Source organism: Streptomyces brasiliensis, from assembly GCF_014647875.1.
In the GTDB taxonomy this organism is placed as follows: domain Bacteria; phylum Actinomycetota; class Actinomycetes; order Streptomycetales; family Streptomycetaceae; genus Streptomyces; species Streptomyces brasiliensis.
Genome location: NZ_BMQA01000033.1, coordinates 1 through 24,762, shown reverse-complemented (window position 1 = coordinate 24,762; position 24,762 = coordinate 1). Strand labels below are relative to the sequence as shown.

The 24,762-nt window shown below is 71.7% G+C and carries 17 protein-coding genes and 1 pseudogene; 9 read left to right on the top strand and 9 right to left on the bottom strand.

Features of this window, described 5'->3' with window-relative positions:
- Positions 1-54 precede the first annotated feature (54 nt).
- The 3 genes from IEZ19_RS33665 to IEZ19_RS33655 form a co-directional block, all read right to left on the bottom strand.
- Entirely contained in the window at positions 55-822 is a 768-nt protein-coding gene (locus IEZ19_RS33665) for an enoyl-CoA hydratase/isomerase family protein (RefSeq protein WP_189315111.1), read from the bottom strand.
- 123 nt (positions 823-945) lie between these two features.
- Entirely contained in the window at positions 946-2,190 is a 1,245-nt protein-coding gene (locus IEZ19_RS33660) for a L,D-transpeptidase (RefSeq protein ID WP_189315110.1), read from the bottom strand.
- A gap of 155 nt (positions 2,191-2,345) precedes the next feature.
- Positions 2,346-3,581, bottom strand: a complete 1,236-nt coding sequence (locus IEZ19_RS33655) for a L,D-transpeptidase (protein ID WP_189315109.1) — start codon at positions 3,579-3,581, stop codon at positions 2,346-2,348.
- Between the two features lie 229 nt (positions 3,582-3,810).
- Here IEZ19_RS33655 and glgX point away from each other — a divergent pair, with 229 nt between their 5' ends.
- Positions 3,811-6,060 (top strand): glycogen debranching protein GlgX, encoded by a 2,250-nt coding sequence (glgX, locus tag IEZ19_RS33650; protein WP_189315108.1) that lies wholly within the window; start codon positions 3,811-3,813, stop codon positions 6,058-6,060.
- Here glgX and IEZ19_RS33645 read toward each other — a convergent pair.
- The 4 genes from IEZ19_RS33645 to IEZ19_RS33630 are packed head-to-tail and all read right to left on the bottom strand — an operon-like array spanning position 6,057 to position 9,639.
- Positions 6,057-6,701: a response regulator gene (locus tag IEZ19_RS33645; protein WP_189315107.1), complete on the bottom strand. Its 645-nt coding sequence runs from the start codon at positions 6,699-6,701 to the stop codon at positions 6,057-6,059. The genes glgX and IEZ19_RS33645 overlap by 4 nt on opposite strands.
- Positions 6,691-7,956, bottom strand: coding sequence for a sensor histidine kinase (locus IEZ19_RS33640; RefSeq protein WP_189315106.1), 1,266 nt, complete (start codon positions 7,954-7,956; stop codon positions 6,691-6,693). The genes IEZ19_RS33645 and IEZ19_RS33640 overlap by 11 nt, the downstream gene beginning before the upstream one ends.
- Positions 7,957-7,981: 25 nt before the next feature.
- Positions 7,982-8,716, bottom strand: coding sequence for an ABC transporter permease (locus IEZ19_RS33635; protein WP_189315105.1), 735 nt, complete (start codon positions 8,714-8,716; stop codon positions 7,982-7,984).
- Complete coding sequence (locus tag IEZ19_RS33630; protein ID WP_189315104.1) at positions 8,713-9,639, bottom strand: ABC transporter ATP-binding protein; 927 nt, start codon at positions 9,637-9,639, stop codon at positions 8,713-8,715. The genes IEZ19_RS33635 and IEZ19_RS33630 overlap by 4 nt, the downstream gene beginning before the upstream one ends.
- Before the next feature lie 183 nt (positions 9,640-9,822).
- Between IEZ19_RS33630 and IEZ19_RS33625 the strand changes: the two genes are divergently transcribed.
- From IEZ19_RS33625 to IEZ19_RS33600, 6 genes are all read left to right on the top strand, one after another.
- The gene (locus tag IEZ19_RS33625) at positions 9,823-11,616 is read left to right on the top strand and encodes an ABC transporter ATP-binding protein (RefSeq protein WP_189315103.1); all 1,794 of its coding nucleotides are present in this window, start codon (positions 9,823-9,825) and stop codon (positions 11,614-11,616) included.
- Complete coding sequence (locus IEZ19_RS33620; RefSeq protein WP_189315102.1) at positions 11,613-13,478, top strand: ABC transporter ATP-binding protein; 1,866 nt, start codon at positions 11,613-11,615, stop codon at positions 13,476-13,478. The genes IEZ19_RS33625 and IEZ19_RS33620 overlap by 4 nt, the downstream gene beginning before the upstream one ends.
- A 23-nt stretch (positions 13,479-13,501) precedes the next feature.
- Positions 13,502-15,208, top strand: coding sequence for an ABC transporter transmembrane domain-containing protein (locus IEZ19_RS33615; protein ID WP_189315101.1), 1,707 nt, complete (start codon positions 13,502-13,504; stop codon positions 15,206-15,208).
- Positions 15,205-16,965: an ABC transporter ATP-binding protein gene (locus tag IEZ19_RS33610; RefSeq protein ID WP_189315100.1), complete on the top strand. Its 1,761-nt coding sequence runs from the start codon at positions 15,205-15,207 to the stop codon at positions 16,963-16,965. Before IEZ19_RS33615 ends, IEZ19_RS33610 begins: the two co-directional genes overlap by 4 nt.
- Positions 16,966-17,361: 396 nt before the next feature.
- Entirely contained in the window at positions 17,362-19,020 is a 1,659-nt protein-coding gene (locus tag IEZ19_RS33605; protein WP_189315099.1) for a M4 family metallopeptidase, read from the top strand.
- 71 nt (positions 19,021-19,091) lie between these two features.
- Positions 19,092-19,622, top strand: coding sequence for a DUF1990 domain-containing protein (locus IEZ19_RS33600; RefSeq protein ID WP_189315098.1), 531 nt, complete (start codon positions 19,092-19,094; stop codon positions 19,620-19,622).
- 13 nt (positions 19,623-19,635) lie between these two features.
- Here the strand turns inward: IEZ19_RS33600 and IEZ19_RS33595 are convergent, their stop codons facing one another.
- Both IEZ19_RS33595 and IEZ19_RS33590 read right to left on the bottom strand, forming a co-directional pair.
- Positions 19,636-19,953, bottom strand: coding sequence for a hypothetical protein (locus IEZ19_RS33595; protein WP_189315097.1), 318 nt, complete (start codon positions 19,951-19,953; stop codon positions 19,636-19,638).
- Positions 19,954-19,998: 45 nt separating this feature from the next.
- Positions 19,999-22,617, bottom strand: a complete 2,619-nt coding sequence (locus IEZ19_RS33590) for a glycosyltransferase family 1 protein (RefSeq protein WP_189315096.1) — start codon at positions 22,615-22,617, stop codon at positions 19,999-20,001.
- 227 nt (positions 22,618-22,844) lie between these two features.
- On the opposite strand from IEZ19_RS33590, the pseudogene IEZ19_RS33585 reads away from it, so the two are divergent.
- A pseudogene (locus tag IEZ19_RS33585) lies at positions 22,845-23,831 on the top strand (S8 family serine peptidase).
- 215 nt (positions 23,832-24,046) lie between these two features.
- The coding region (locus IEZ19_RS33580) for a maltotransferase domain-containing protein (protein ID WP_189315095.1) at positions 24,047-24,762 on the top strand (716 nt) is incomplete at its 3' end.

Below are 24,762 nucleotides of genomic sequence, written 5' to 3'. Positions count from 1 at the left end.
TCGAGGGACCCGGATCAGACATCGCGTCAATTGCAAGGACTTCGGCGGAAATCCTCAGAGGAACTTGGCCTTGCCGGGGCCCTCCTCCACGAAGCTGCGCATGCCCCGCTCGCGGTCCTCGGTGGCGAACAGGCCCGCGAACCAGTTCCGTTCGACGGCGAGCCCGGTCTCGAGGTCCGTCTCGATCCCGGTGTCGACCGCCTCCTTCGCCGCCCGGAGCGCGATCGCCGGACCCTGCGCCAGCCTCGCGGCCCAGGCGTGCGCCTCGGTGTACACCTCTTCGGCCGGCACGACCCGGTCCACCAGGCCGATGGTGAGCGCCTCGTCGGCCTTCACCATCCGGCCCGTGAAGATGAGGTCCTTGGCCTTGGAGGGGCCGACGAGCCGGGGCAGGCGCTGGGTACCGCCGGCGCCCGGGATCAGACCGAGCAGGATCTCCGGCTGGCCGAGCTTGGCGTTGTCGGCGGCGATGCGGTAGTCGGCACACAGGGCCAGTTCGCAGCCCCCGCCGAGCGCGTACCCGGTGACGGCCGCGACCACCGGCTTGGGGATGCGGGCCACGGCGGTGAAGGAGTCCTGCAGGGCGCGGGCGCGCAGGACCATCGCGGTGTGGTCCATGTTCTGCATCTCCTTGATGTCCGCGCCCGCCGCGAACACCTTCTCGCCGCCGTAGATCACCACGGCGCGCACGTCGTCGCGGCGCGTGGCCTCCTCGGCGAGTTCCTTGAGCCGGTCCTGTGTGGCGACGTCCAGCGCGTTCATCGGCGGACGGTCCAGGCGCAGCGTTCCGACGCCTTCGGCGACTTCGAGATTCACGGTCATGCCCGCAGGTTAGCGGCCGTTCACGCGGATGGGGACGCGCGGTCGGTGCGCCGTACGACACAGCGACGGCGAAGGGGCGGGGCGCCCGGCGCCCCGCCCCTTCTCACACGCTGTCGTGCGACCTCACGAAGTCCACTTGTCCCACGACATGTTCCAGCCGTTGAGCCCGTTGGCCGGGTCCACGGTGCGGTCGTTGGAGTTCTTGACGACCACCACGTCACCGCTCATCGAGTGGTCGAAGAACCAGGCCGCCGGGGCGTTCTTGTCCCAGCCGCCGCGCACGTCGCGCAGGCCGATGCAGCCGTGGCTGGCGTTGTAGTTGCCGAACGCGCCGCCGCCCCAGTAGTTGCCGTGGACGAAGGTGCCGGAATCGGTCAGACGGATGGCGTGCGGGACGTCCTTGATGTCGTACTCGCCGCCGTAGCCGACGGTCTCGCCGTTCATCCGGGTCACCGTGAGCTTCTCGCGCATGACCATCTGGCCGTTCCAGGTGTCGTAGCCGGGCTTGCCGGTGGTGACCGGGATGGTCCTGATGACCTGGCCGTCCTGGGTGACCTTCATGGTGTGCTTCTTGGCGTCCACGTACGAGACCTGGTTGCGGCCGATGGTGAACTTCACGGTCTTGGCCTGCTTGCCGTAGACGCCCGGCCGGCCCTCGACGCCGTCGAGGGAGAGCGTGACCGTGACCTTCGTGCCTTTCTTCCAGTACTTCTCCGGCCGGAAGTCGAGACGGTCGTTGCCGAACCAGTGGCCCTCGACGTCGACGGCCGGCTCGGTCTTGATGCTGATGGCCTTCTCGACGTCCTCGGGGTGCGTGATGCCCCGGGTGAAGCGGAGTGAGAAGGGCATCCCGACGCCGACCGTGGAGCCGTCCTCCGGGGTGAAGTAACCGATGAAGGTGTTCTGCGGTGTCAGTGTGGTGAAGCTGGAGTCCTCGGCGGCCTCGCGGCCCGCGGAGTCCTTGGCGACCGCGTGCACCGTGTACTTGGTGGACGCGGCCAGATGCGTCGAGGGCGTCCAGCCGGTGCCGTCGCCCGTGATGGCGCCGTCGACCTTCGCGCCCTTGACGTCCTCGACCTCGACCTCGGTCAACTTGCCCTTCGCGGCGGTCACCTTGAGGACGCCGCTGGTGTCGACCGACTTGGCGCCGTCCTTCGGCGCGATGGTGACCACGGCGTCCGACTGCTTGCTCTGCTGTGTCGCGGAGCCCTTGTCCTTGCCGTCGCCCGAACCGGACTCCCCCGAGCCCGATCCTCCCCCGCCGCAGGCAGTGACGGCCATGAGCACCACGCCGGCCATCAGCACCAGGCCCCTCCGGCCCCGCCCCCGCGCCCCTGTCGGCGCCCCCGATATCGGCCGCACGTTCAAGTTGTCTCCCCTCGCCGGGCCTGGTCAGACCCGCACCCCGGCGCGTCCCGTGCGCGCCCTGGCGCATATTAACTGCAGGGTTTTTGACATCGTGTTAGTCCGAGGTCACCGTTCTGTCGCAAATTCAACTGCGTGTCGGCGCGGCTCCCTCCTGATTACTTCACCGCGCTGCCGGCCTTCCATTCCTTCCAGGCCATGTTCCATCCGCCGAGTCCGTTGTCGGGAGAGACCGTCTTGTCCTTGCTGTTGACGACCTCGACGACGTCGCCGATCAGGCTGCGGTCGTAGAACCAGCCCGCCGGCGTGGCCGAGCTGCCGCCCTTCACATCGCGCAGACCCACGCAGCCGTGGCTGACGTTGACGTTGCCGGGGGCGTCCGGCGACCAGTAGTTGCCGTGCAGATAGGTGCCGGAGTCGGTGAGCTTCATGGCGTGCGGGACGTCGGCGATGTCGTACTCGCCGCCGAAACCGACCGTCCGGCTGTTCATGCGGGTGACCTCGAGCATGTCCATCACCACCATCTTCCCGTTGTAGGTGGTGGTCTTCGGGGCGCCGGCCGTGATCGGGACGGTGGCCAGCAGTGCGCCGTCGCGCGTGACGTCCATCGTGTGCGCGGCCGCGTCCACCAGCGAGACCTGGCTGCGGCCGACGGTGAAGCCGACCGTCTTGTACTGCAGCCCGAAGACGCCGCGCGCCCCCTCGACGTCGCGCAGGCGCAGGTCGACGGTGACCTGGGTGCCGGGCTTCCAGTAGCGCTCGGGGCGGAAGTCCAGGCGGTTCTTGCCGAACCAGTGGGGGCGGATCTCCACCGCGGGCTTGGCCGTGACGCGGACGGCGCGCTCGACGGCGGCACTGTCGGCGATGTCCCGGCTGAACGCCAGCGACACGATCATCCCGGTGCCGACGGTAGAGCGGTTCTCCGGGGTGACGTACGCGATGAAGCGCTCGTCGGGAACGTACGTCGTGAACGTGGTGTGCCGGGCCGATCGGTGCCCGTCGTCGTCCAGGGCCACCACGTCCACGGTGTACTCGGCGGCCAGGGCCAGTTGCCGTTCGTCGGGTTCCCAGCTCATGCCGTCGTCGGTCATGTGCCCGGGCACCGGGGAGTCCTGCGCGTCCTGGGACTTGACGACGCTCACCGATTCCAGGCGCCCCTCGGACACACGTACGTGCAGCCGTTCGGCGGAGCGCACGCCCTTGCTGCCGTCGTCCGGGGTCACCCGGATGACGTCCTCGGGGGGCTGTGGTTTGCCGCCGAACACGCCGCCCGGGCCCGAGCCGCCGATGCCGTCCGAAGTGCAGCCGACCGCTGTGACCAGCAGCGTCGCCCATGTCAGTACCGCGGCCAGCACGGCCGCCGCGCGCCGTGCGCGCCCTTGTGCATGCCTCACGGGTGACACAACGACCGGGCCCGCCCTGGGGAAACGTGAGTGCGACGCAAGCGCTGGGCAGAACAGTGGGAGGACGAGTTGGGGAGCCGCCGCACCCGCGGGAGCCGTCGTGGGAGCAGCCGTGCCGCGCGGTCGCGTGCGCTCCGGGCCCCGAGGGGCGCGGAGCGACCGCCCGGCACCGGCCGAGTGCGCCCCGGAGGCGAACGAGCCGACACAGAGGGGCCGACAGGTGACGAGCGCAGCCGAGCAGGAGGCAGTGGCTCAGGAGCGGGCCGCACAGGGCGGGCTCCCGGCAGCCGTGGTGAACGGCCCCCGGCGCTCCGCGCCGCCCACCGTGTCGGCCCGGCCGGGTGCTCCCACCCCGCTCGGGGCCCGCTTCCGGGTCGGCCCGGACGGCGTGGCCGGCACCAACTTCGCGCTGTGGGCGGCCGGGGCGGAGGCGGTCCAGCTGTGCCTGTTCGACGCGGGAGGCCGGGAGACCCGCGTGCGCCTGACCGAACTGACGCACGAGATCTGGCACGGCTTCGTGCCGGGCGCGATGCCGGGCCAGCGGTACGGCTTCCGGGTGGACGGCCGCTGGGACCCGTGGATCGGCGCCCGCTGGAACCCGGCGAAGCTGCTCCTGGACCCGTACGCCCGTGCGGTGGACGGCGAGTTCGGCCTGCCGCCGGAGACGTACGGGCACGTGCGGGACTGGCCGGAGCAGCATGTCGCGGACACCGTGCGCGACGACCGGGACTCGGCGCCGTTCGTCCCGAAGGGCGTCGTCGTCCACGACGACGACGACTGGTCCGACGACCACCGTCCGAAGACGCCCTGGGCGGACTCGGTCATCTACGAACTGCACGTGCGCGGTTTCACCAAGCTGCACCCCGGCATCCCCGAGGACCTGCGCGGCACGTACGCCGGCCTGGCCCACCCGGCGGCGATCGCGCACCTCGTGGACCTGGGCGTGACGGCCGTGGAGCTGCTGCCGGTGCACCAGTTCGCGCACGAGGACCATCTGCTGCGCCGGGGCCTGAAGAACTACTGGGGCTACAACTCCATCGGCTACTTCGCCCCGCACGCGGCGTACGCGGCCTCCGGTACGACGGGGCAGCAGGTCGGCGAGTTCAAGCGGATGGTCCGCGCGCTGCACGCCGCCGGCATCGAGGTCATCCTCGACGTGGTCTACAACCACACGGCGGAGGCGGGCGAACTGGGCCCGACGCTCTCCCTGAAGGGCATCGACAACCGCGGCTACTACCGTCTCCAGGACGACGCCCGCCGCTACGCCGACTACACCGGCTGCGGCAACACCCTGCACGTCGTCCAGCCGCAGGTGCTGCGTCTGATCACCGACTCGCTGCGCTACTGGGTCACCGAGATGGGCGTGGACGGCTTCCGCTTCGACCTGGCCGCGGCGCTGGCCCGCTCGATGCACGACGTCGACATGCTCTCCCCGTTCCTCGCCGTGATCGCCCAGGACCCGGTGCTGCGCAGGGTGAAGCTGATCGCGGAGCCCTGGGACATCGGCTCGGGCGGCTACCAGGTGGGCGCCTTCCCGCCCCTGTGGACGGAGTGGAACGACCGCTACCGCGACGCCGTCCGCGACTTCTGGCGCGGCGCGCTCCCGGACGTGCGCGACCTCGGCTACCGCCTGTCGGGCTCCAGCGACCTGTATGCCTGGGGCGGCCGCCGCCCCTACGCGTCCGTCAACTTCGTCACCGCGCACGACGGTTTCACGCTGCGCGACCTGGTGTCGTACGAGGGCAAGCACAACGAGGCCAACGGCGAGGGCAATCGCGACGGCACGAACGACAACCGCGCGTGGAACTGCGGCGCGGAGGGCGCGACGGACGACGAGGGTGTGCAGTCGCTGCGGCGCCGGCAGCTGCGGAACCTGCTGACGACTCTGCTGCTGTCCACAGGCGTGCCGATGCTGGTGGCGGGCGACGAACTGGGCCGCACGCAGCGCGGCAACAACAACGCCTACTGCCAGGACAACGAGATCAGCTGGCTGGACTGGAGCCTGCTGGAGGAGCCCGGCTGGCGGGCCCTGTACGACCTGACGTCCCGTCTGATTTCCCTCCGTCACCGCCATCCCGTGCTGCGCCGCCGCGCGTTCTTCTCCGGCCACGCCCACTCGGCGGACGGGCTGCGCGACCTGGCCTGGTTCACCGCGCGGGGCGAGGAGATGACCGAGGGCGACTGGTACGCCCCGGCGCCCACGCTCGGCATGTATCTGTCCGGGAGGGACATACCGGGCCGGGACGAGCGGGGAGATCCGATACTCGACGACAGCTTCCTGGCCGTCCTGCACGCGGGCGCCCACCCGACGGACTTCGTCCTGCCCGGACTGCCGTGGGCGGCGAGCTACGAGGTGGTCGTCGACACGTCGCACGAGGACCAGGAGGCGGTGACCGGGCTGCTGCACCCGGCGGGGACGACGGTCTCGGTACCGGCGCGATCGGTGCTGCTGCTGCGGGTGATCGGTTAGCCGAGGATCCCGCGGTCGTAGGCCACCGCCACGGCCGCCGCGCGGTCGTTGACGCCCAGCTTGGCGTAGAGGTGGGTGAGGTGGGTCTTGACCGTCGCCTCACTGATGAACAGTTCACGGGCGATCTCGCGGTTCGACGTGCCCTTGGCGACCAGGGCCAGGACCTCGCGCTCCCGGGCGGACAGCGGTTCGTTGCCGGGCGCCCTGGGCGCGCGGACAGCGGAGACCAGCCGGGAGGCGACCGCCGGGGACAGCACCGTACGGCCCTCGGCGGCGGCGCGGACGGCGGTGAACAGTTCGTCGCGCGGGGCGTCCTTGAGGAGGTAGCCCGTCGCGCCCGCCTCGATCGCGGGGAGGGTGTCGGAGTCGGTGTCGTACGTCGTCAGCACCAGGACCTTGGCGCGGGCGCCGCGACGGGTCAGCTCCCGGATCGCGTCCACTCCGCTGCCGCCCGGCATGCGCAGGTCCAGGAGGATCACGTCGGGGTCGAGGGCGGCGGCCCGTTCGAGGGCCTCGACGCCGTTGGACGCCTCACCGAGCACGGCGAATCCGGGTGCGGACGTGAACATGCCGCGCAGACCGTCGCGTACGACGGGATGGTCGTCGACGATCAGCAGGGTGATCAGCGCGTCATCGGTCATGGCGGACCAACGGTACGCGAGCCGACACCGCAGTGCCGTGGCCGGGCTCGGACTCGACAGTGAGAGAGCCGGCGATGCGTTCGGCGCGGGCACGCATGCCGTCGAGGCCGAAGCCGCCGGAGTGCGAGCGGGCGGGGACGGTGAGGAGGTCGAAGCCGGTGCCGTCGTCGCGGATGTCGAGGATGACCTCGTCGCCCAGGAACGAGAGGGTGACGCCGACACGGGTGGCCCGTGCGTGGCGGCCGGCGTTCGCGAGGGCCTCCTGGACTATGCGCAGGAGGGTGGCGGCGACCTCCTCGTGGAGCTGTTCCGCGGCGCCGGTGACCGTGAACTCGGCGCGTATACCCGTCCGTTCGCCCCATCCGGTGACCGTCTTCGTCAAGGCTTCGGGCAGTCCGTCGTGCTCCAGCGCCACCGGGGCCAGGTTGTGCACGGACCGGCGGGCCTCGCCGAGGCTGTGCCGGGCCAGGTCCGTGGCGCGGTCCAGGTGCTCGCGGGCCAGGTCCGGGTCGGGGATGTTCGTCACGACCTGGAGCTGGGCGATGATGCCGGTCAGGCCCTGGGCGATGGTGTCGTGGATCTCGGCGGCGAGCCGGCGCCGTTCGTCGGCGACCCCCGCCTCCCGCGCCTGGACGAGGAGTTGGGCGTGCAGGGCCGCGTTCTCGTCGAGGGCCTGCTGCAACGCCGTGTTGGTGCGCTCGAGTTCGGCGATGGTCTCGGTGCGCTCGCGGGAGCGCTGCGTCTCCTGCTCGGTGAGATGGGCTACCACCATCTGCAGGCCGGAGTTGGCGACCAGGAGCCCGGCGAAGACGATCCACTGGACTCCGCTCCCGAACGGCAGCCCGCCGGACTGCGCACCGGCCACGGTGACCGCGCTCCCGAACAGTCCGAGCCGCTGCCACCTGACCGGTATCAGCTCGTCGGCGTCCATGTAGCCGGAGGCGGCGTAGAACGCGAAGAACGGGCTGAGCCAGGTGAGGGCGAAGGCGATGGCCCAGCGGACGGTGTAGTACGCCGTCCCCGCCGGGGACGGCGTCCGGCCGCGGCCGGCCCGGCGGGAACGGGTGCCGTGCCACCACAGCTGGAGAGCGACCGCGGCGGCGAACAGGGCCCAGGCCGTGTACCACTTGGTGGGGCCGGCCGTCGGATCGGCGGAGGCGACCGCGAGGACGAAACTGATGCCGAGCAGCCCGTACGGCCCCCACGTGTGCAACTGCTCCCAGCGCCGATCCATCTGCCTGTCCGCGATGGTCATCTCCCCAGTCTGCACGGCCTCTCGCCTACTCCCAGCGGAACCAGCGGGACGCGGCTCCGGTCAACACCAGGATCCACATCGCCAGCACGCCCAGGTGGCCCCAGCCCGGCCAGTGCCCGGCCATCGCCCGGTTGAGGGCCTGCGCGGCCGCTCCGAACGGGGTCCAGCCCACGATCCGGGCCAGCAGGTCCGGCATGGCCTGCACCGGCAGCCACACGCCGGCGCAGAACATCGACGGGAAGAACACGGCGGACCCGATCGCACCCGCGATCTTCGTCGTACGGGACAGGGCGGAGACCACCGATCCGAGAGCGAGGGCGACCAGGACGGCCAGGAGCAGGGCGAGGGCGTATCCGAAGGGCTGCTCCGGCACGCTCACGTCGTAGGCGAGCCGCCCGACCGCGAGGACGAACACCGCCGATGCGAGGGAGGCCGCGCCGTACACCAGCATGTGCGCGGACAGCAGGGCACTCGGCCGGACCGGCGTGACGGCCATCCGGCGCAGGATGCCCTGCTCCCGGTAGCCGGTGAGGGTCTGCGGCATGGCCTGCAGCCCGCCGACGATGAGTCCGGTCAGCACGGCGATGGGGACGTAGGCGTCGATGGTGCGCAGACCGCCGAGGTCGTCGTCGGCCTGCCGGAACGAGGGGATGGAGCCGAGGATGACCAGCAGGAGGGTGGGAAAGAGCAGGATCCAGAAGACACTGCCCGGTTCACGCCGGAAGAGACGGATTTCGGTGCGCAGGACGGCGGAATTCACGTGAGTGTCCCTTCTGTCTTCTCCTTCTTCTCCTTCGTCAGGTCGAGGAAGGCGTCGTCGAGCGTGGCGTCCAGGACGCGGAGCTGGTGGGCGGTGATGCGGTGGCGGGCGAGGAGGGTGATGACGGCGTTGACCGTCCCGTCGGTGCCGGAGAGCGTGATCCGGCCGTCCTTGCGCTCGACGGAGACGAGGTCGGGAAGGGCTCCGACTTCGTCGTCGTCGAGGGGCGCCGAAGGGGTGAAACTGATGACGGTGGCCCCCGCGGAACGCCGAACGAGCCCGGCCGGCGTATCGAGAGCGACCACGGCGCCCCGGTCGATGACGGCGATGCGGTCGCACAGCCGCTGGGCCTCCTCCATGAAGTGCGTGACGAGCAGAACGGTCACCCCGCCCGCCCGCACATCCTCGATGAGCTCCCAGGTGCCGCGCCGCGCACGCGGATCGAGCCCCGTGGTCAGCTCGTCGAGCACGACGACGCGCGGATTCCCGACGAGGGCGAGGGCGATGAACAAGCGCTGCTTCTGTCCACCGGAGAGCTTGCCGAACCGGCTCCCGAGCTTCTCGGCGAGCCCCAGCCGCTCGGCGAGCGGCCGCCAGTCGAGCGGACGCGGATGGAAGGCGGCGTACAGTTCGAGCGCCTCCCGCACGGTCAACTTGGCCTGCAGCTCGCTCTCCTGCAACTGGGCACCCAGCACACGGGCGACCTTCTCGTGATCGGCGACGGGATCGAGCCCGGCGACCCGGACCCGCCCCGCATCGGGAACACGCAACCCCTCGACACACTCGACGGTGGTGGTCTTGCCGGCGCCGTTGGGTCCGAGAATCCCGAAGATCTCGCCTTCCTCGACGCCGAACGAGACCCCGTCGACGACGGCCCGGCCGCCGTAGGACTTATGCAGATCGGTGACTTCGATGACGGGCATGGATCGAGAGTGCCGGGAGGGCGGGGGCCGGCACATCGCCCGTCGCGCTCGGATCCGCATCAACCGATCGGACGATGCCGCTGTACGCCCCCTCGAACGCGCTGGTCGTAGGTCCAGGGGCCGAGGAGGGTCCGGCCGAAACTCGGTGGGCGTTGTCAGTGGCGAACCGTAGGCTCGCTGCTGATGTCGACGACACCTGTAACCACCAAGGACCCCGGACAACGCTCCGTCGTGCGGACGCTGCTGCGTCTGTGGCCGTATGTACGGCCCGTGCGGGTGCGGCTGTTCACCGCCGCGTTCGTGGCCGTCGTCGCCTCCTGTACGGGGCTGGTCATCCCGCTCGTCCTGAAGTGGCTGGTGGACGGGCCGGTGGCCGACCGGGACACGGGCGGCGTGTGGCTCGGCGCGCTGTATCTGCTGCTGCTCGGCATCGCGGAGGCCGGGCTGTTCGGGCTGCGGCGCTGGCTGGTGGCGCGGCCGCTGTCGCACGTCGAGGCGGAGATGCGGGCGGATCTGTACCGGCATCTGCAGCGGCTGCCGGTGGCCTTCCACGACCGCTGGGCGTCCGGCCAGCTGCTCTCCCGGGGCACGACCGACCTCATGCTGCTGCGCCTGTTCCTCGCCTTTCCGCTGACCTTCCTGCTGGTCAACGGCGTCACCATCCTCGTCGGCGTGGCGATCATGCTGATGCAGGACTGGACGCTCGGCCTGGTCATCCTCGGGCCCGCCCTGCCCGTGATGTGGACGTGCGTCGTCTTCGAGCGGCGGTACGCGGACGTGGCCCGGCTGGCCCAGGACCAGGTCGGGGACCTGACGACGGTCGTCGAGGAGAGTGTGCTCGGCATCCGCATCGTCAAGGGGTTCGGCCGGCACCGCAGTCAGGCGCGGGCGTTCCAGAAGCTGTCGCGGAAGCTGCGGGGGACGGAGCTGCGGAAGGCACGGCTGCTGGCGTCGATCTGGGCTGTCATCGTGACGCTGCCGGAGGTGGCCATCGGGGCGGCGCTCGTGTTGGGGGTCGTGCAGGTGGCGGACGGGGAGCTGTCCGCGGGGACGTTGGTCGCCTTTTTGAGTACGGCACTCGCTCTGCGGTGGCCCGTGGACTCGATCGGGTTCCTGCTGGCGATGACGCAGGAGGCGGCTACCGCTACCGAGCGGTACTTCGAGGTGCTGGACGAGAGGCCGGAGTCCGAGGATGCCGACGGAGGCGCGGGCACCCGAGACACCGAGTCGCGCGGCATCCGGTTCCACGACGTCCGGTTCCGTTACCCCGACGCTCCCCCCGGCTCGCCGCCCACCCTTGACCTCATCGACCTCCACATCCGCCCCGGTGAGTCCATGGCCCTCGTCGGGGCCACCGGCAGCGGTAAGACCACCCTCACCGCTCTCGTCCCCCGGCTGCACGAGGTGACGTCCGGGCGGATCACGCTCGACGGTGAGGACATCACCGCCATGTCCCGCGCAGCGCTCCGGGACATGGTCGCCGTCGCCTTCGAGGAGCCCACCCTGTTCTCCGCCAGCGTGGGCGACAACGTGCTCATGGGGGCAGGGGACGGTTCGGGCGCGGCGGAGCTGAACCGGGCCCTCTCCGTCGCGCAGGCCGAGTTCGCGCACGCGCTGCCCCAGGGGACGGACACGCAGGTCGGTGAGCAGGGGCTCAGTCTGTCCGGTGGACAGCGGCAGCGGCTCGCTCTCGCACGGGCCGTCGTCGGCAGGCCCCGGTTCCTCGTGCTCGACGACCCGCTGTCCGCCCTCGACGTCCACACCGAGGCCGCGGTCGAGGCCGCGCTGCGGGACGTCCTCGCCGACACCACCGCCCTCATCGTCGCGCACCGCCCCTCCACCGTGCTGCTCGCCGACCGCGTCGCCCTGCTCTCCGGCGGCCGTATCGCCGCCGTCGGCACCCACCACGAACTGCTGCGCACGAACGCCGAGTACGCCCATCTGATGTCAGGGGAACAGGAGGACGACGCCCGATGACCGCCCCCGCCACCTCCACCTCCGCCCCCACCGGAGACGCCGAGGACGATCTCCCCCGCCCGCCCGACTCCGGCGACCCCTTCGACCGGGACGTCCTGCCCACTCCCCCCGGTGCCACGGCCATCCTGCTTCGGTCCCTCCTCGCCCCGCTGAAGCGTCGGGTCGCCGTGACCACACTCCTGCTGCTGCTTCAGCAGGCGGCCGTGCAGGTCGGCCCCCTCCTGGTGGCGTACGCCATCGACAAGGCCGTACCCGCGTTCCGTGACCACGACCACGGGCCGCTCGTCGCCGTCGGCGTGGGCTATGTGCTGTGCGCGCTGGTCGCGGGCGTGCTCCAGTTCGCGTTCATCGAGGCCTCCGCGCGCGTCAACCAGGACGTGCTGCTCGATCTGCGCGGCCGGATCTTCCGGCACGCGCAGGCGCTGAGCATCGACTTCCACGAGCGGTACACCTCCGGCCGGCTCATCTCCCGCTCCACCACGGACGTCGAGTCGCTGCGCGAGTTGCTCAGCGAAGGGCTGCAGGAACTCGTCACCGTCATCCTCTCCTTCGTCTACATCTCGGCCATGCTGCTCTGGCTGGACCTGGGGCTCGGTGCCGTCGCGGTGGCTTCGTTCGTGCCGCTGTACCTCCTGGTGCGGGTCTACCAGCGGCGCGCCGGGCGGGTGTTCCAGGCGCGGTCCACCGCCATCGCGGCCGTGATCGTGAAGTTCGTGGAGACGATGAACGGCATCCGGCCGGTGCGCACCTTCCGCCGGGAGGCCGCGAACGAGGCCGATTTCCGGGTGCTGAACCGGCGGCACGAGTGGACGAACGGCGACGCCCTGCACGAGATGGCCCGCTATGTCGTCGGCTCCCGGCTGGTCGCCAACACGGCGGTCGCGGGCATCGTCCTCTGGGGCGCCTACCGGGTGGCGAGCGGCTCGCTGGAACTGGGTGTGCTGGCCGCGGCGGTGCTGTATCTGCGGCGGCTGTACGACCCCATCGACCGGCTCGGCATGTTCCTCAACTCCTGGCAGTCGGCGGCCGCCTCGCTGGAGAAGATCGCAGGCCTGCTGGCCCAGAGGCCGTCGGTGCCCGAGCCGTCGGCCCCCCGGGAACTGCCCCCACCGGCGAGCGAGTTCCCCGGCCGCGAGGTCGTCTTCGACGGCGTCCGCTTCGCCTATCGCACGGGCGGCGAGGTCCTGCCCCGCTTCGACCTGGTGATCCCGGCCGGGCAGACGGTAGCGGTCGTCGGCTCGACCGGCGCCGGCAAGTCGACCCTGGCCAAGCTGCTCGCCCGCTTCTACGACCCCTCCGAGGGCCGGGTCCTGCTCGACGGCGTGGACCTGCGCGAGCTGGCCCTGCCCGAGCTGCGGCGCGGGGTGGTGATGGTGACGCAGGAGGCGTTCCTGTTCTCCGGCACGGTCGCCGAGAACATCGCCGTCGGGCGGCCGGATGCCACCCGTGAGGAGATCGAGCAGGCCGCGAAGGCCATCGGCGCCCACGAGTTCATCAGCGCCCTGCCCGACGGCTACGACACGGACGTACGCAAGCGCGGCGGCCGTATCTCGGCGGGCCAGCGCCAACTGGTGGCGTTCGCACGTGCGTTGCTGGCCGACCCGGCGGTACTGATCCTCGACGAGGCGACCAGCTCGCTGGACATCCCCGGCGAGCGGGCGGTGCAGCGGGCGATGACGACGGTCCTGCGGGGCCGCACGGCCGTGGTCATCGCGCACCGGCTGTCCACCGTCGAGATCGCCGACCGGGTGCTCGTGATGGAGCACGGCCGGATCGTCGAGGACGGCGGCCCGGCCGAGCTGATCGCCGGGACGGGCCGGTTCGCCGATCTGCACCGGGCGTGGCGGGACAGTCTGGCCTGACGGGTACCGGGACGGGGGAATCGATGATCGACGCGTACGAGGAGCCGGGCACGCCGGACTGTCGTGGCGGATGGCGGTTTCTGTGGTGGCTGGTGCTGCGGCAGCCCGCGCGGTCCCTCGCGGGCGCGGCGCTGGCCAGTACGTGGATGGTGCTGATGGCCACGGCGCCGTATCTGATGTCCCGGGCGATCGACGACGGGCTCGTGGCCGGTGACCTGGGCGCGCTGACCTGGTGGTGCGTGGTGCTGTTCGTGGTCGGCGCCGTCAACTCGTGGGTCAGCATCATGCGGCACCGGACGATGACGCGGGTGCGCATGGACGCCAACTTCCGCACGGTGAAGGTGGTGGTGCGGCAGGCGGTCCGGCTGGGGGCCGCGCTGCCGCGCCGGGCCGGGGCCGGGGAGATCGTGACGATCGGCGTCGGCGACGTGCAGACGATCGCGACGGCGCTGACCGTCGTCGGACCCGGTGTGGGCTCGGTGGTCGTGTACGCGGTGGTGGCCGGCGTGCTGCTGTCGATCTCGGCGCCGCTGGCCGGGGTGGTGCTGCTCGGGGTGCCGGTGATCGTGCTGGTCGCCGGGCCGCTCACGGTGCGGCTGCAGCGCACGGAGACCGAGTACCGGGAGCGGCAGGGCGTGCTGACCGCCCGCATCGGCGATCTCGCCGGCGGGCTGCGCGTCCTCAACGGGCTCGGCGGGAAGGGCCTGTTCGCTGACGCCTTCCGGCACGACTCGCAGCGGCTGCGCGAGCAGGGCTACCGGGTGGGCGCGGTGGCCAGCTGGGTGCAGGCGCTCGGAGTGGGCCTGCCGACGCTGTTCCTGGCGACGGTGACCTGGCTCGCGGCCCGGCTGGCTGCCCAAGGAGACCTGACCATCGGCGAGTTGGTGTCGGTGTACGGCTATGTCGCGGTCCTGGTGGGCCCGGTGGCGTTCTTCCTGGAGATGGGCTACCAGCTCAGCCGGGGCGTGGTGGCCGCGCGTCGGGTCGTGGGGCTGCTGCGGCTCGAGCCGGAACCTGACCGGGGCACGCGGCCCGCGCCCGCCGAACCGTCCGTGCTGTACGACCCCGAGTCCGGTGTACGGGTGGCGCCCGGCCGGCTGACGGCGCTGGCCGGTGCCCGGCCCGCCGACGCCGCCGCCGTGGTCGACCGCCTCGGCCGCTACACGCCGTCGGCAGCCACCTGGGGCGGGGTACGGCTCGACGCGGTCCCGTCGGCGGAGGTGCGGGAGCGGATCCTGGTCGCCGACAACGAGGCGGACCTGTTCGCCGCGACACTCCACGAGATGGTCGCCGGGCGGGGCTCGCCCGGCGAGGAGGCCGTACGACGGGCCGTGCACGCGGCCGCCGCCGACGACATCGTGCAGGCGCTGCCGGAGGGGCTCGACTCCCCGGTGACGGCGCAGGGCCGCAGCCTGTCCGGCGGTCAGCGGCAGCGGGTGCGGCTGGTGCGGGCACTGCTGGCCGATCCGGAGGTGCTGCTCGCCGTGGAGCCGACGTCGGCACTGGACGCCCACACGGAGGCCACGGTCGCCGAGCGGCTGCGGGAGGCGCGAGCGGGCCGTACGACGGTGGTGACCAGCACGTCCCCGCTGGTGCTGGACCGTGCGGACACCGTGCTCTATCTGGTCGACGGCAAGCTCGCGGCCGGCGGCAGCCATCGCGAACTGCTGGCACGGGAGCCGGGCTACCGGGCCCTCGTGGCACGGGACGCCGAGGAGGCCGTACGGTGACGGCGTCCTCGGGCCGGCTGCCGGTCGCGGAACGGGCCGACGTACGGCGGGCGACCGTTCGGTTGGTCCGGGCGGACGGGCGGAGTTTCGCCGTCGCGCTGGTGCTGAACGCGCTGGCCGCGTCCGCGGGGCTCGCCGGACCGTGGCTGCTCGGGCGGATCGTGGACGAGGTGCGGGCCGGACGCGGTGTCGGCGCGGTGGACCGGCTGGCCGCGTGGATCCTGGTGTGCGCGCTGGCCCAGCTGCTACTGGCGCGCTGGGCCCGGTACGTCGGGTACCGCTTCGGGGAACGGACGCTGGCCCGGGTCCGCGAGGAGTTCGTCGACCGGGCGCTGGCGCTGCCCGCGTCGGCGGTGGAGCGGGCCGGCACCGGTGACCTCACGGCGCGCGGCACCGCGGACGTGGCCGCGGTCGGGACCACGCTGCGGGACGTCGGCCCGGACCTGCTGGTCTGTGCCGTCCAGGCGCTGTTCGTGCTGGTCGCGGTCTTCGTGCTCGACCCGCTGCTCGCCGCCCTGGGCGTGCTGGGGCTGACCCCGATCTGGTTCGCCCTGCGCTGGTATCTGCGCCGGGCGCGGGACGGCTATCTCGCCGAGGGGGCGGCCACCTCGGAGGTCGCCGAGATCCTGGCGGCGACCGCGGCCGGGGCCCGTACGGTGGAGGCGTTCCGGCTCGAGGAGCGGCGGACCGGGGCGAGCCGGGACGCGCTGGAGACGGCCCGCAGGACACGGCTGTACACGCTGTTCCTGCGCACGGTGTTCTTCCCGGCCGTCGAGGTGTCGTACACGATCCCGGTGGCGGGGGTCCTGCTGGCCGGCGGTGTGCTGCACGCGCACGGACAGGTGGGGCTGGGCACGGTGGTGGCGGCCACCCTGTATCTGCGCCAGTTCACCGATCCGCTGGACCAGTTGCTGAACCGGGTGGAGCAACTGCAGAGCAGCGGCGCCTCGTTCGCGCGGGTGGAGGGGCTGGCGCGGGCTCCGAGGGCCGTGCCGGGCGGCGCTGCCGCGACTCCGGCCGACGACCGCATCGACGTGACCGGGGTGCGGTACGCCTATGAGCGCGGTGGTGAGGTGCTGCGCGGGGTGGATCTGACGGTGCGGCCCGGGGAGCGGCTCGCGGTGGTCGGTCCGTCCGGCGCGGGCAAGACGACGCTGAGCAGGCTGCTCGCGGGCGTGGACGCGCCGGGAGCGGGCACGGTGACGGTGGGCGGGGTGCCGGTCGCGGGCCTGGAGCCGGAGCGGCTGCGCCGCCAGGTGGTGTTGGTGACCCAGGAGCACCATGTGTTCCTCGGCACGGTGCGCGACAACCTGCGGATCGCCGAACTCTCCGCTACTAACGAGGAGTTGTGGGACGCGCTCGCCGCGGTCGGCGCCGCGGACTGGGTGCGGGAGCTGCCCGACGGACTCGATGCCCGTCTGGGGACCGGCGGTTGCCCGACCGATGGTTCACAGGCCCAGCAACTCGCCCTGGCCCGCGTGGTGCTGGCCGACCCGCACACGCTCATTCTGGACGAGGCCACGGCGCTGCTCGACCCGGCGACGGCCCGGCACACCGAGCGCGCCCTGGCCGCCGTACTGGAGGGCCGTACGGTCATCGCCATCGCCCACCGGCTGCACACGGCCCATGACGCGGACCGGGTGGCGGTGATGGAGGACGGCCGCCTCACCGAACTCGGCACGCACGACGAACTGGTGGCGGCCGACGGGGCGTACGCGGCGCTGTGGCGGACCTGGCACGGGGACCCGCCCGGCTAGTGCTGTGTGTCGCGAGCCGGTGAACCTTTCCGGTCACAGCACTGGCGTCGTCCGAATCGGCCAATGGCACCGGGAAGTCGAAGGTCCAGGACCAGGCCGCGCAGGACGTCGGAAGGATCAACAGCTGAAAGCCGACGTTTCCGTAAACCGCTGAGCACGGCCGCGGGCACAGGGCGTCGTCCCGGGGGTCCGGCCCCCCGGGACGACGCCCCTTCACATGTCGGCAATGTTCACCGGGCAGTCGCGTTTCGGCCAACATCACGATGAGGGCCTGACATGTACGCGTCCTTGATGTCACTCTTCCCTCAACCGCCGCAACAGCACAGCAGCTTCACCTCACCACACCCCGGACAGCACCCCCACGCTGCCCGGACTCCCCCACATGAAGGAGCTTGAGTGAGCCCCCTCTACGCGCGTCACCAGCGCACCACGCTGGCCATCGCCACCGCTGTCGCAGCCGGAGCCCTGCTCACCACGGGCCTGACCACCACCGCCTCGGCCCAGACCCCGACCGGGTCCGCCACAGCCGAGTCCCTGGCCGCCGCACCCACGGCACTGACCGCCGCGACCCGCACCACTCTGATCCAGCAGGCACAGGCCGACGCCGCCGACACGGCGCAGCGAATAGGCCTCGGCACCAAGGAGAAGCTGGTCGTCAAGGACGTCGTGAAGGACGTCGACGGCACCGTCCACACCCGCTACGAGCGCACCTACGCGGGCCTGCCGGTGCTCGGCGGCGACCTGGTCGTCCACACCTCGAAGACCGGCAAGGCCGAGGGCGTCACCAAGGCCGCGAAGAGCGCCATCAAAGTGGCCTCGCTCACGCCGCGGATCGCCTCCGGCAAGGCCGAGAAGCAGGCGCTGACCGCGGCCCAGACCGCGGGTTCGGACAAGACCGCCGCGGACAGCGCGCCACGCAAGGTGATCTGGGCCGGCTCCGGCAAGCCCGTCCTCGCCTACGAGACGGTCGTCGGCGGCCTCCAGGACGACGGCACCCCGAACGAGCTGCACGTCATCACCGACGCCGCCACCGGCAAGAAGCTCTTCGAGTACCAGGGCATCGAGACCGGCACCGGCAAGACCCTGTACTCCGGCACGGTCACCCTGAACACCACCCTGTCGGGCTCGACGTACCAGCTGACCGACTCCACGCGCGGCGGTCACAAGACGTACAACCTGGCCCACAAGACCTCGGGCACCGGCACGCTGTTCACCGACGCGGACGACGTGTGGGGCACGGGCTCGGCCTCCAGCTCCACCACGGACCAGACCGCGGCCGCCGACGCGGCGTACGGCGCGCAGGCCACCTGGGACTTCTACAAGAACACGTTCGGCCGCAGCGGCATCAAGAACGACGGCAAGGCCGCGTACTCCCGCGTGCACTACGGCAACTCGTACGTGAACGCGTTCTGGGACGACAGCTGCTTCTGCATGACCTACGGCGACGGCTCGGGCAACACCCACCCGCTGACCTCGCTGGACGTGGCGGGACACGAGATGAGCCACGGCGTCACCTCCAACACCGCGGGCCTCAACTACAGCGGCGAGTCCGGCGGCCTGAACGAGGCGACCTCGGACATCTTCGGCACGGGCGTGGAGTTCGCCGCGAACAACTCGTCCGACGTCGGTGACTACCTCATCGGCGAGAAGATCAACATCAACGGCGACGGCACCCCGCTGCGCTACATGGACAAGCCCAGCAAGGACGGGGGCTCGGCGGACTACTGGTCCTCCTCCGTCGGCAACAAGGACGTGCACTACTCGTCCGGCGTCGCCAACCACTTCTTCTACCTGTTGTCCGAGGGCAGCGGCTCGAAGACGATCAACGGCGTGACGTACGACTCGCCGACGTCCAACGGCTCCACGGTCACCGGCATCGGCCGCGCCAAGGCGCTGCAGATCTGGTACAAGGCGCTGACGACGTACTTCACGTCGACGACCAACTACAAGTCGGCCCGCACCGGCACGCTGAGCGCGGCTGCGGCGCTGTACGGCTCCGGCTCCACCGAGTACAACGCGGTGGCGGCGGCGTGGTCGGCGGTCAACGTCAGCTGATTGCAGGCAAGTTGACGAGGGGCGGCACCCGGGAGGAAGCCATTCCGGGTGCCGCCCTACTCTTGGGTGCCATGCCCACGGACTCCTCCCCCGACTTCACCTACGAGCCGGTCGGCGCGACCCGCGACAACCTCACGGTCTGCCCGCCCGGCTACCACCCCCTGCACGTACGCACACGCGTCGGCGAGGGCGGGGAGTTGTTCCGCCGGGCCGCCGAAGCGGTCCTCACCTGGGAGATGCACCGCGCGCTCGGCGTGGGCATCGACGCCACGGCAGACCGCGCGGCCCCCGGCGTCGACGTCACGGTCACCCTGGCCGGCGTGGTCAAGGCCCCCTGCCGCGTCGTCTGGACGCTGGAGGAACCCCGCCATGCGGGCTGGGCCTACGGCACCCTCACCGGCCATCCCGAATCCGGCGAGGAGGCCTTCGTGGTGGACCGCACGGGCGACGGCACGGTCTGGCTCACCGTGGCGGCCTTCAGCCGCGCGGCCAAGTGGTACGCCCGAGCGGGCGGCCCCGCGACCCGGGGGTTGCAGCACGCGTACGCCCGCCGGTGCGGGACGGTGCTGCGAAAGCTGTGCGCACCGTACGACGAGGCCTGAGCGAGACGCCGCGTCAGTCCCCCTCGAGGTGCAGTTCCGGCGTGGCATCGACGGCGCACCGGTCGGCCAGTCCTCGGACACCGTCCAGGACGTCCCGCTCCGCCGCCCCGACCGCGCCGCCTCGCTCCGCGTCGAAATGCGGCATGTCCCGGGCGGTCAGGACCAGCGTCCCGTAGGGATCCACCCGGCCCAGCAGGGGCCGCCCGCTCCGGCCGCAGATCCCGGCGAACACGTCGGAGCCGTCCGGCACGACGTCCACCTGGGTCAGCCGGCGTCGCTTCGGACTCGTCCCCGCACGGCTCACCCGCTTCAGGACCACGTCCACGCCCATGACGGCCCCGACCTCCTCGCCGGCCTCGCGGTGATCAGCCCCCGCTCACCGCAGCAACACCCCCGCCGCCTCCACCACGTCCTCCGAGGGCGACACCACCAGTCCCAGTTCCGCGCTCGAGGCGAGGAGAGGGTGGGACGGAAGGATACGGACCGTATAGCCGTACGGGCCCGTGCGGTCCAGCGCCAGGGGGCCCTCGTAGAGCCAGCGGCCCTCCAGGTCCGAGCCACCCGCCGGTTTCAGCGGAACCGTCGTCGCGTCCGTGATGCGGTCCTCCGCGTCGACCCGGCCCGAGACCGCCTGTACCTCGACGTCGTCGGGGGTGAGGCCACCGAGGCCGACGCGGACGCGCAGGCCCAGGGTGCTGCCCAGTTCCGCGGTGGCCGCGGCCGCCGTGGTCTCGACGTGGTCGACCGTCACCCCGTGCCAGGCCGAGCGGACCCGGGCCTTCCAGGCGGCGAGTTCCCGGGCCGCGTCCTGGGTGAGGGCGCGATGGGCATGGGCGGCCGGGGTGTAGAGGCGCTCCACGTACTCCCGGACCATCCGGCCGGCCAGCACCTTCGGGCCCAGCAGGGTCAGGGTCTGGCGGACCATCTCGATCCAGCGGTCGGGCAGACCGCTCTGCCCGCGCTCGTAGAAACGCGGCGTCACCCGCTGCTCGAGGAGGTCGTAGAGCGCGGCGGCCTCGATGTCGTCCCGCCGCTCGGGGTCCGTGCCCACGCCGTCCGCCGTGGGGATCGCCCAGCCGAAGTCCGGCTGGAACCATTCGTCCCACCAGCCGTCGAGGACGGACAGGTTGAGGCAGCCGTTGAGCGCGGCCTTCATCCCGGAGGTGCCACAGGCCTCCAGCGGGCGCAGCGGGTTGTTGAGCCAGATGTCGCACCCGGGGTAGAGCTTCTGCGCCATCGCCATGCCGTAGTCCGGGAGGAAGACGATGCGGTGGCGCACCCGCGGGTCGTCGGCGAAGCGGACCAGTTCCTGGACCAGGCGCTTGCCGCCGTCGTCCGCCGGGTGCGCCTTGCCCGCCACCACGATCTGGACCGGCCGCTCGGGGTGCAGCAGGAGGTCCATGAGCCGGTCGCGGTCGCGCAGCATCAGCGTCAGGCGCTTGTACGACGGCACGCGCCGGGCGAAGCCGATGGTCAGCACGTCGGGGTCCAGGACGCCGTCGATCCAGCCCAGCTCGGCCGTACCGGCGCCGCGTTGCCGCCAGGAGGCGCGCAGCCGCCGCCGCACCTCCACCACCAGCTGCTCGCGCAGCGTGCGGCGCAGTTCCCAGATGTCCTGGTCGGCGATGCCCGCGACGACGTCCCAGCGCTCCGCGCCCCCGGCCGACAGCTCGTCCTCGGCGCGCTCGACACCGAGTGCGCGGGCGCCGAGCCGGAAGACCTCGGGCGCGACCCAGGTCGGGGCGTGCACGCCGTTGGTGACGGAGGTGATCGGCACCTCGTCGGGGTCGAATCCCGGCCACAGCCCGGAGAACATCTCCCGGCTGACGTTGCCGTGCAGCAGCGAGACGCCATTGGCCCGCTGGGCCAGACGCAGCCCCATCACGGCCATGTTGAACAGGTTGGGCTCCCCGCCCGGGTAGGTCTCCATGCCCAGGTTCAGGATGCGCTGGACGTCGATGCGCGGGAGTTCGGCGTCGGGGCCGAAGTGCCGGGCGACCAGCTCGCGGTCGAAGCGGTCGATGCCGGCCGGGACGGGGGTGTGGGTGGTGAAGACGGTGCCGGCCCGGACCGCCTCCAGCGCCGCGTCGAAGTCCAGCCCGCGGCCGGACAGTTCGTTGATCCGCTCCAGGCCGAGGAAGCCCGCGTGGCCCTCGTTGGTGTGGAAGACCTCGGGCTCCGGGTGGCCGGTGAGGCGGCAGTACGTCCGTACCGCCCGGACACCTCCTATGCCGAGCAGCATCTCCTGGAGCAGCCGGTGCTCGCTGCCGCCGCCGTAGAGCCGGTCGGTGACGCCGCGCTCACCGAGGTCGTTCTCCTCGACGTCCGAGTCGAGCATCAGCAGCGGGACGCGGCCGACCTGGGCCAGCCAGATCCGGGCGTGCAGCTGCCGGCCGCCGGGCAGGGCGAGGGAGACCTGCGCCGGACTGCCGTCGGCCTCCTTCAGCAGGAACACCGGGAGTTCATGGGGGTCGAGCACCGGATAGTGCTCCTGCTGCCAGCCGTCCCGGGACAGGGTCTGCCGGAAGTAGCCGTGCCGGTAGAGCAGGCCGACCCCGATGAGGGGCACGCCGAGGTCGCTGGCCGCCTTGAGGTGGTCGCCGGCGAGGATGCCGAGGCCGCCGGAGTACTGCGGCAGGGCGGCGGTGATGCCGAACTCGGGGGAGAAATAGGCCACGGCGGCAGGCAGTTCGGTGGACCGGGTCCGGTACCAGCGGTCGCCGGTCACATAGTCGCTCAGGTCGCCCGCGGCCGCGGTGAGACGGCGCAGGAAGCGGCGGTCCTCGGCGAGCTCGGCCAGCCGCGACGGCGGCACACTGCCCAGCAGCCGCACCGGGTCGCCCCCGGAGGAGGCCCAGCGTTCGGGATCGACGGTCTGGAAGAGGTCACGCGTCTCCGCGTGCCAGGACCAGCGCAGATTGCGCGCCAGGTCGCTCAGCGGCCGGAGAGACTCGGGGAGAACGGGACGGACGGTGAACCGACGGATCGCCTTCACACTTCCACCTCGGACGCGTTGCATGGTGAGCCGCACGGCGATGTGCGACTCGTCGTCTGTGACGAAGGTACCGGTGCGAGGGCCCGCCCGATGCGGGCTTCGCCGGGCGACTCCACCCGCGCTCCAGCCATGACCGATATGGCCGATTCCGCCCCCATAGGGGTTCTTGTCGCACCGCACCCCGCACGAGACGCTGCCCGGGTGAGCCAAGGAGGGGAACTCGGACCATGGCACGGACGCGAACACGGTGCCTGCGCCGGGCGGGAGGCCTGATCACGGCCGTCACGGCCGTGGTGCTCTCGGTCGTCACCCTGCCCGCGCACGCCGCACCGGAGGGAAAGAAACTCGGCGCCGGCGAGCCCTGCTCGGTCGGCGGAAGCCATCTCGTGACCCTGAAGGCGGGGTGACGGCCGCGTCGACGGCCGGCCGGAGCCTCGTCGCCGCATACGGGGCGAGAATCAGCCATGTCTACGGCAGCGTCCTGAACGGCTATGTCGTCCGGGCCGGTCAGAGACAGGCCCGGCTGCTCGCCGCGGACCCGCACGTCGCCTCGGTCAGCCAGGACAGCCACGTCAATCCGGAAAAGCGGCAGAAGAACCCGCCGCCGCGGGGCATCGACCGCCTCGACCGGCGCGGACTCCCGCTGAACAGGAGCTGTACCTCGCCCGGGCCGGGGGCGCCGGGGTGACGGTGAACGTGATCGACACGGGCATCCGCATCACGCACGACGAATTCGGCGGCCGGGTGGGCTACGGCTGGGACTTCGTCGGCGACGACAAGACCGCCGAGGACGGCAACGGCCACGGCACCCATGTCGCCGCGACCGTCGCGGGCACCCGGTACGGCGTCGCCGAGAAGGCCCTCCCGGCGGTTCTGTACTCCCCGGCCTACGTGAAGGATGCGATCACCGCCGGGGCCACGGACCGGACGGACGCGCGTCCTTCTCCGACTTCAGATCCGCGCTCGATCTGTTCGCCCCGGGCGTGTCGATCACGTCCGCGTCCTCCGCGAGCGGCAACGGCACGGCCACCTACTCGGGTACGTCGATGGCGTCACCGCACGCGGCCGGCGCGGCCGCGCTCCATCTGTCCGCCCACCCGCGGGCCACGCCCGCCCAGGTCGCGAAGGCCATGGCCGGGCGGGCGGCGAGCGTCAGGGTGTCCGGTCGGGGTCCGTTGTCTCCCGGCAAAATCCTCCAAGTGCCGCCCTCGTAATGGCAGAGTGTTGCCACCGGCCCCCTTCGCACCGGATGGGGCCGGTCTTGTGTGTAGACATACGCGTGAGTAGTTAACAAAGTGCCGGATTGCCCACCCGAATAGGGTGGGAAGGCTCCTCCGGTACCCCTCACAGGCACACCACGGTTCCACCCGCAGGACCCCCTCCCCATATCCATCCGCCCACACCCCCGTTGACGCGGACAGGAGCGGTCATGCCCGCCACGCACAACTCGTCACCACCCCCGACAAGCAGCAGGAACTCCACGCGGGCCAGTACGCCGGAGCGCCCGGCCGGCCCCGCCACGGCGACGGACCGGACCGACGCGCGGCCACCCGGCCGGGAGGCGCCCGCCGCGGTCGGGAGGACCGCCGTCGGCCGTGTACCGGTCCTGGACGTCCGCCCTGTGATCCAGCACGGTTCCAGGCCGGCCAAGGCGGTCACCGGAGAGTCCTTCGAGATCTCGGCCACCGTGTTCCGCGAGGGACATGACGCCGTGTCGGCCAATGTCGTCCTGCGCGACCCCGACGGCGTCCCGGGTCCCTGGACGCCGATGCGCGAACTCGCGCCGGGCACCGACCGCTGGGGCGCCACCGTCACCGCCGGCGCCCCCGGGCTGTGGACGTACACGGTCGAGGCGTGGGGAGACCCGGTCGGCACCTGGCGGCACCACGCGCAGATCAAGATCCCGGCCGGGATCGACACGGACCTCGTGCTGGAAGAGGGCGCGCGGCTCCACGAGCGGGCGGCCGCACAGATCCCCGTGGACGGCGGCCGACGGGACGTCGTCCTGGCCTCGGCGGCGGCCCTGCGCGACGACGACCGGCCGGCCGCGTGGCGCCTTGCGGCGGCGCTGACGCCGGAGGTGACCGAGGTGCTGGGGCGGTATCCGCTGCGGGAGCTGGTCACCGCGTCCGAACCGCTGCCGCT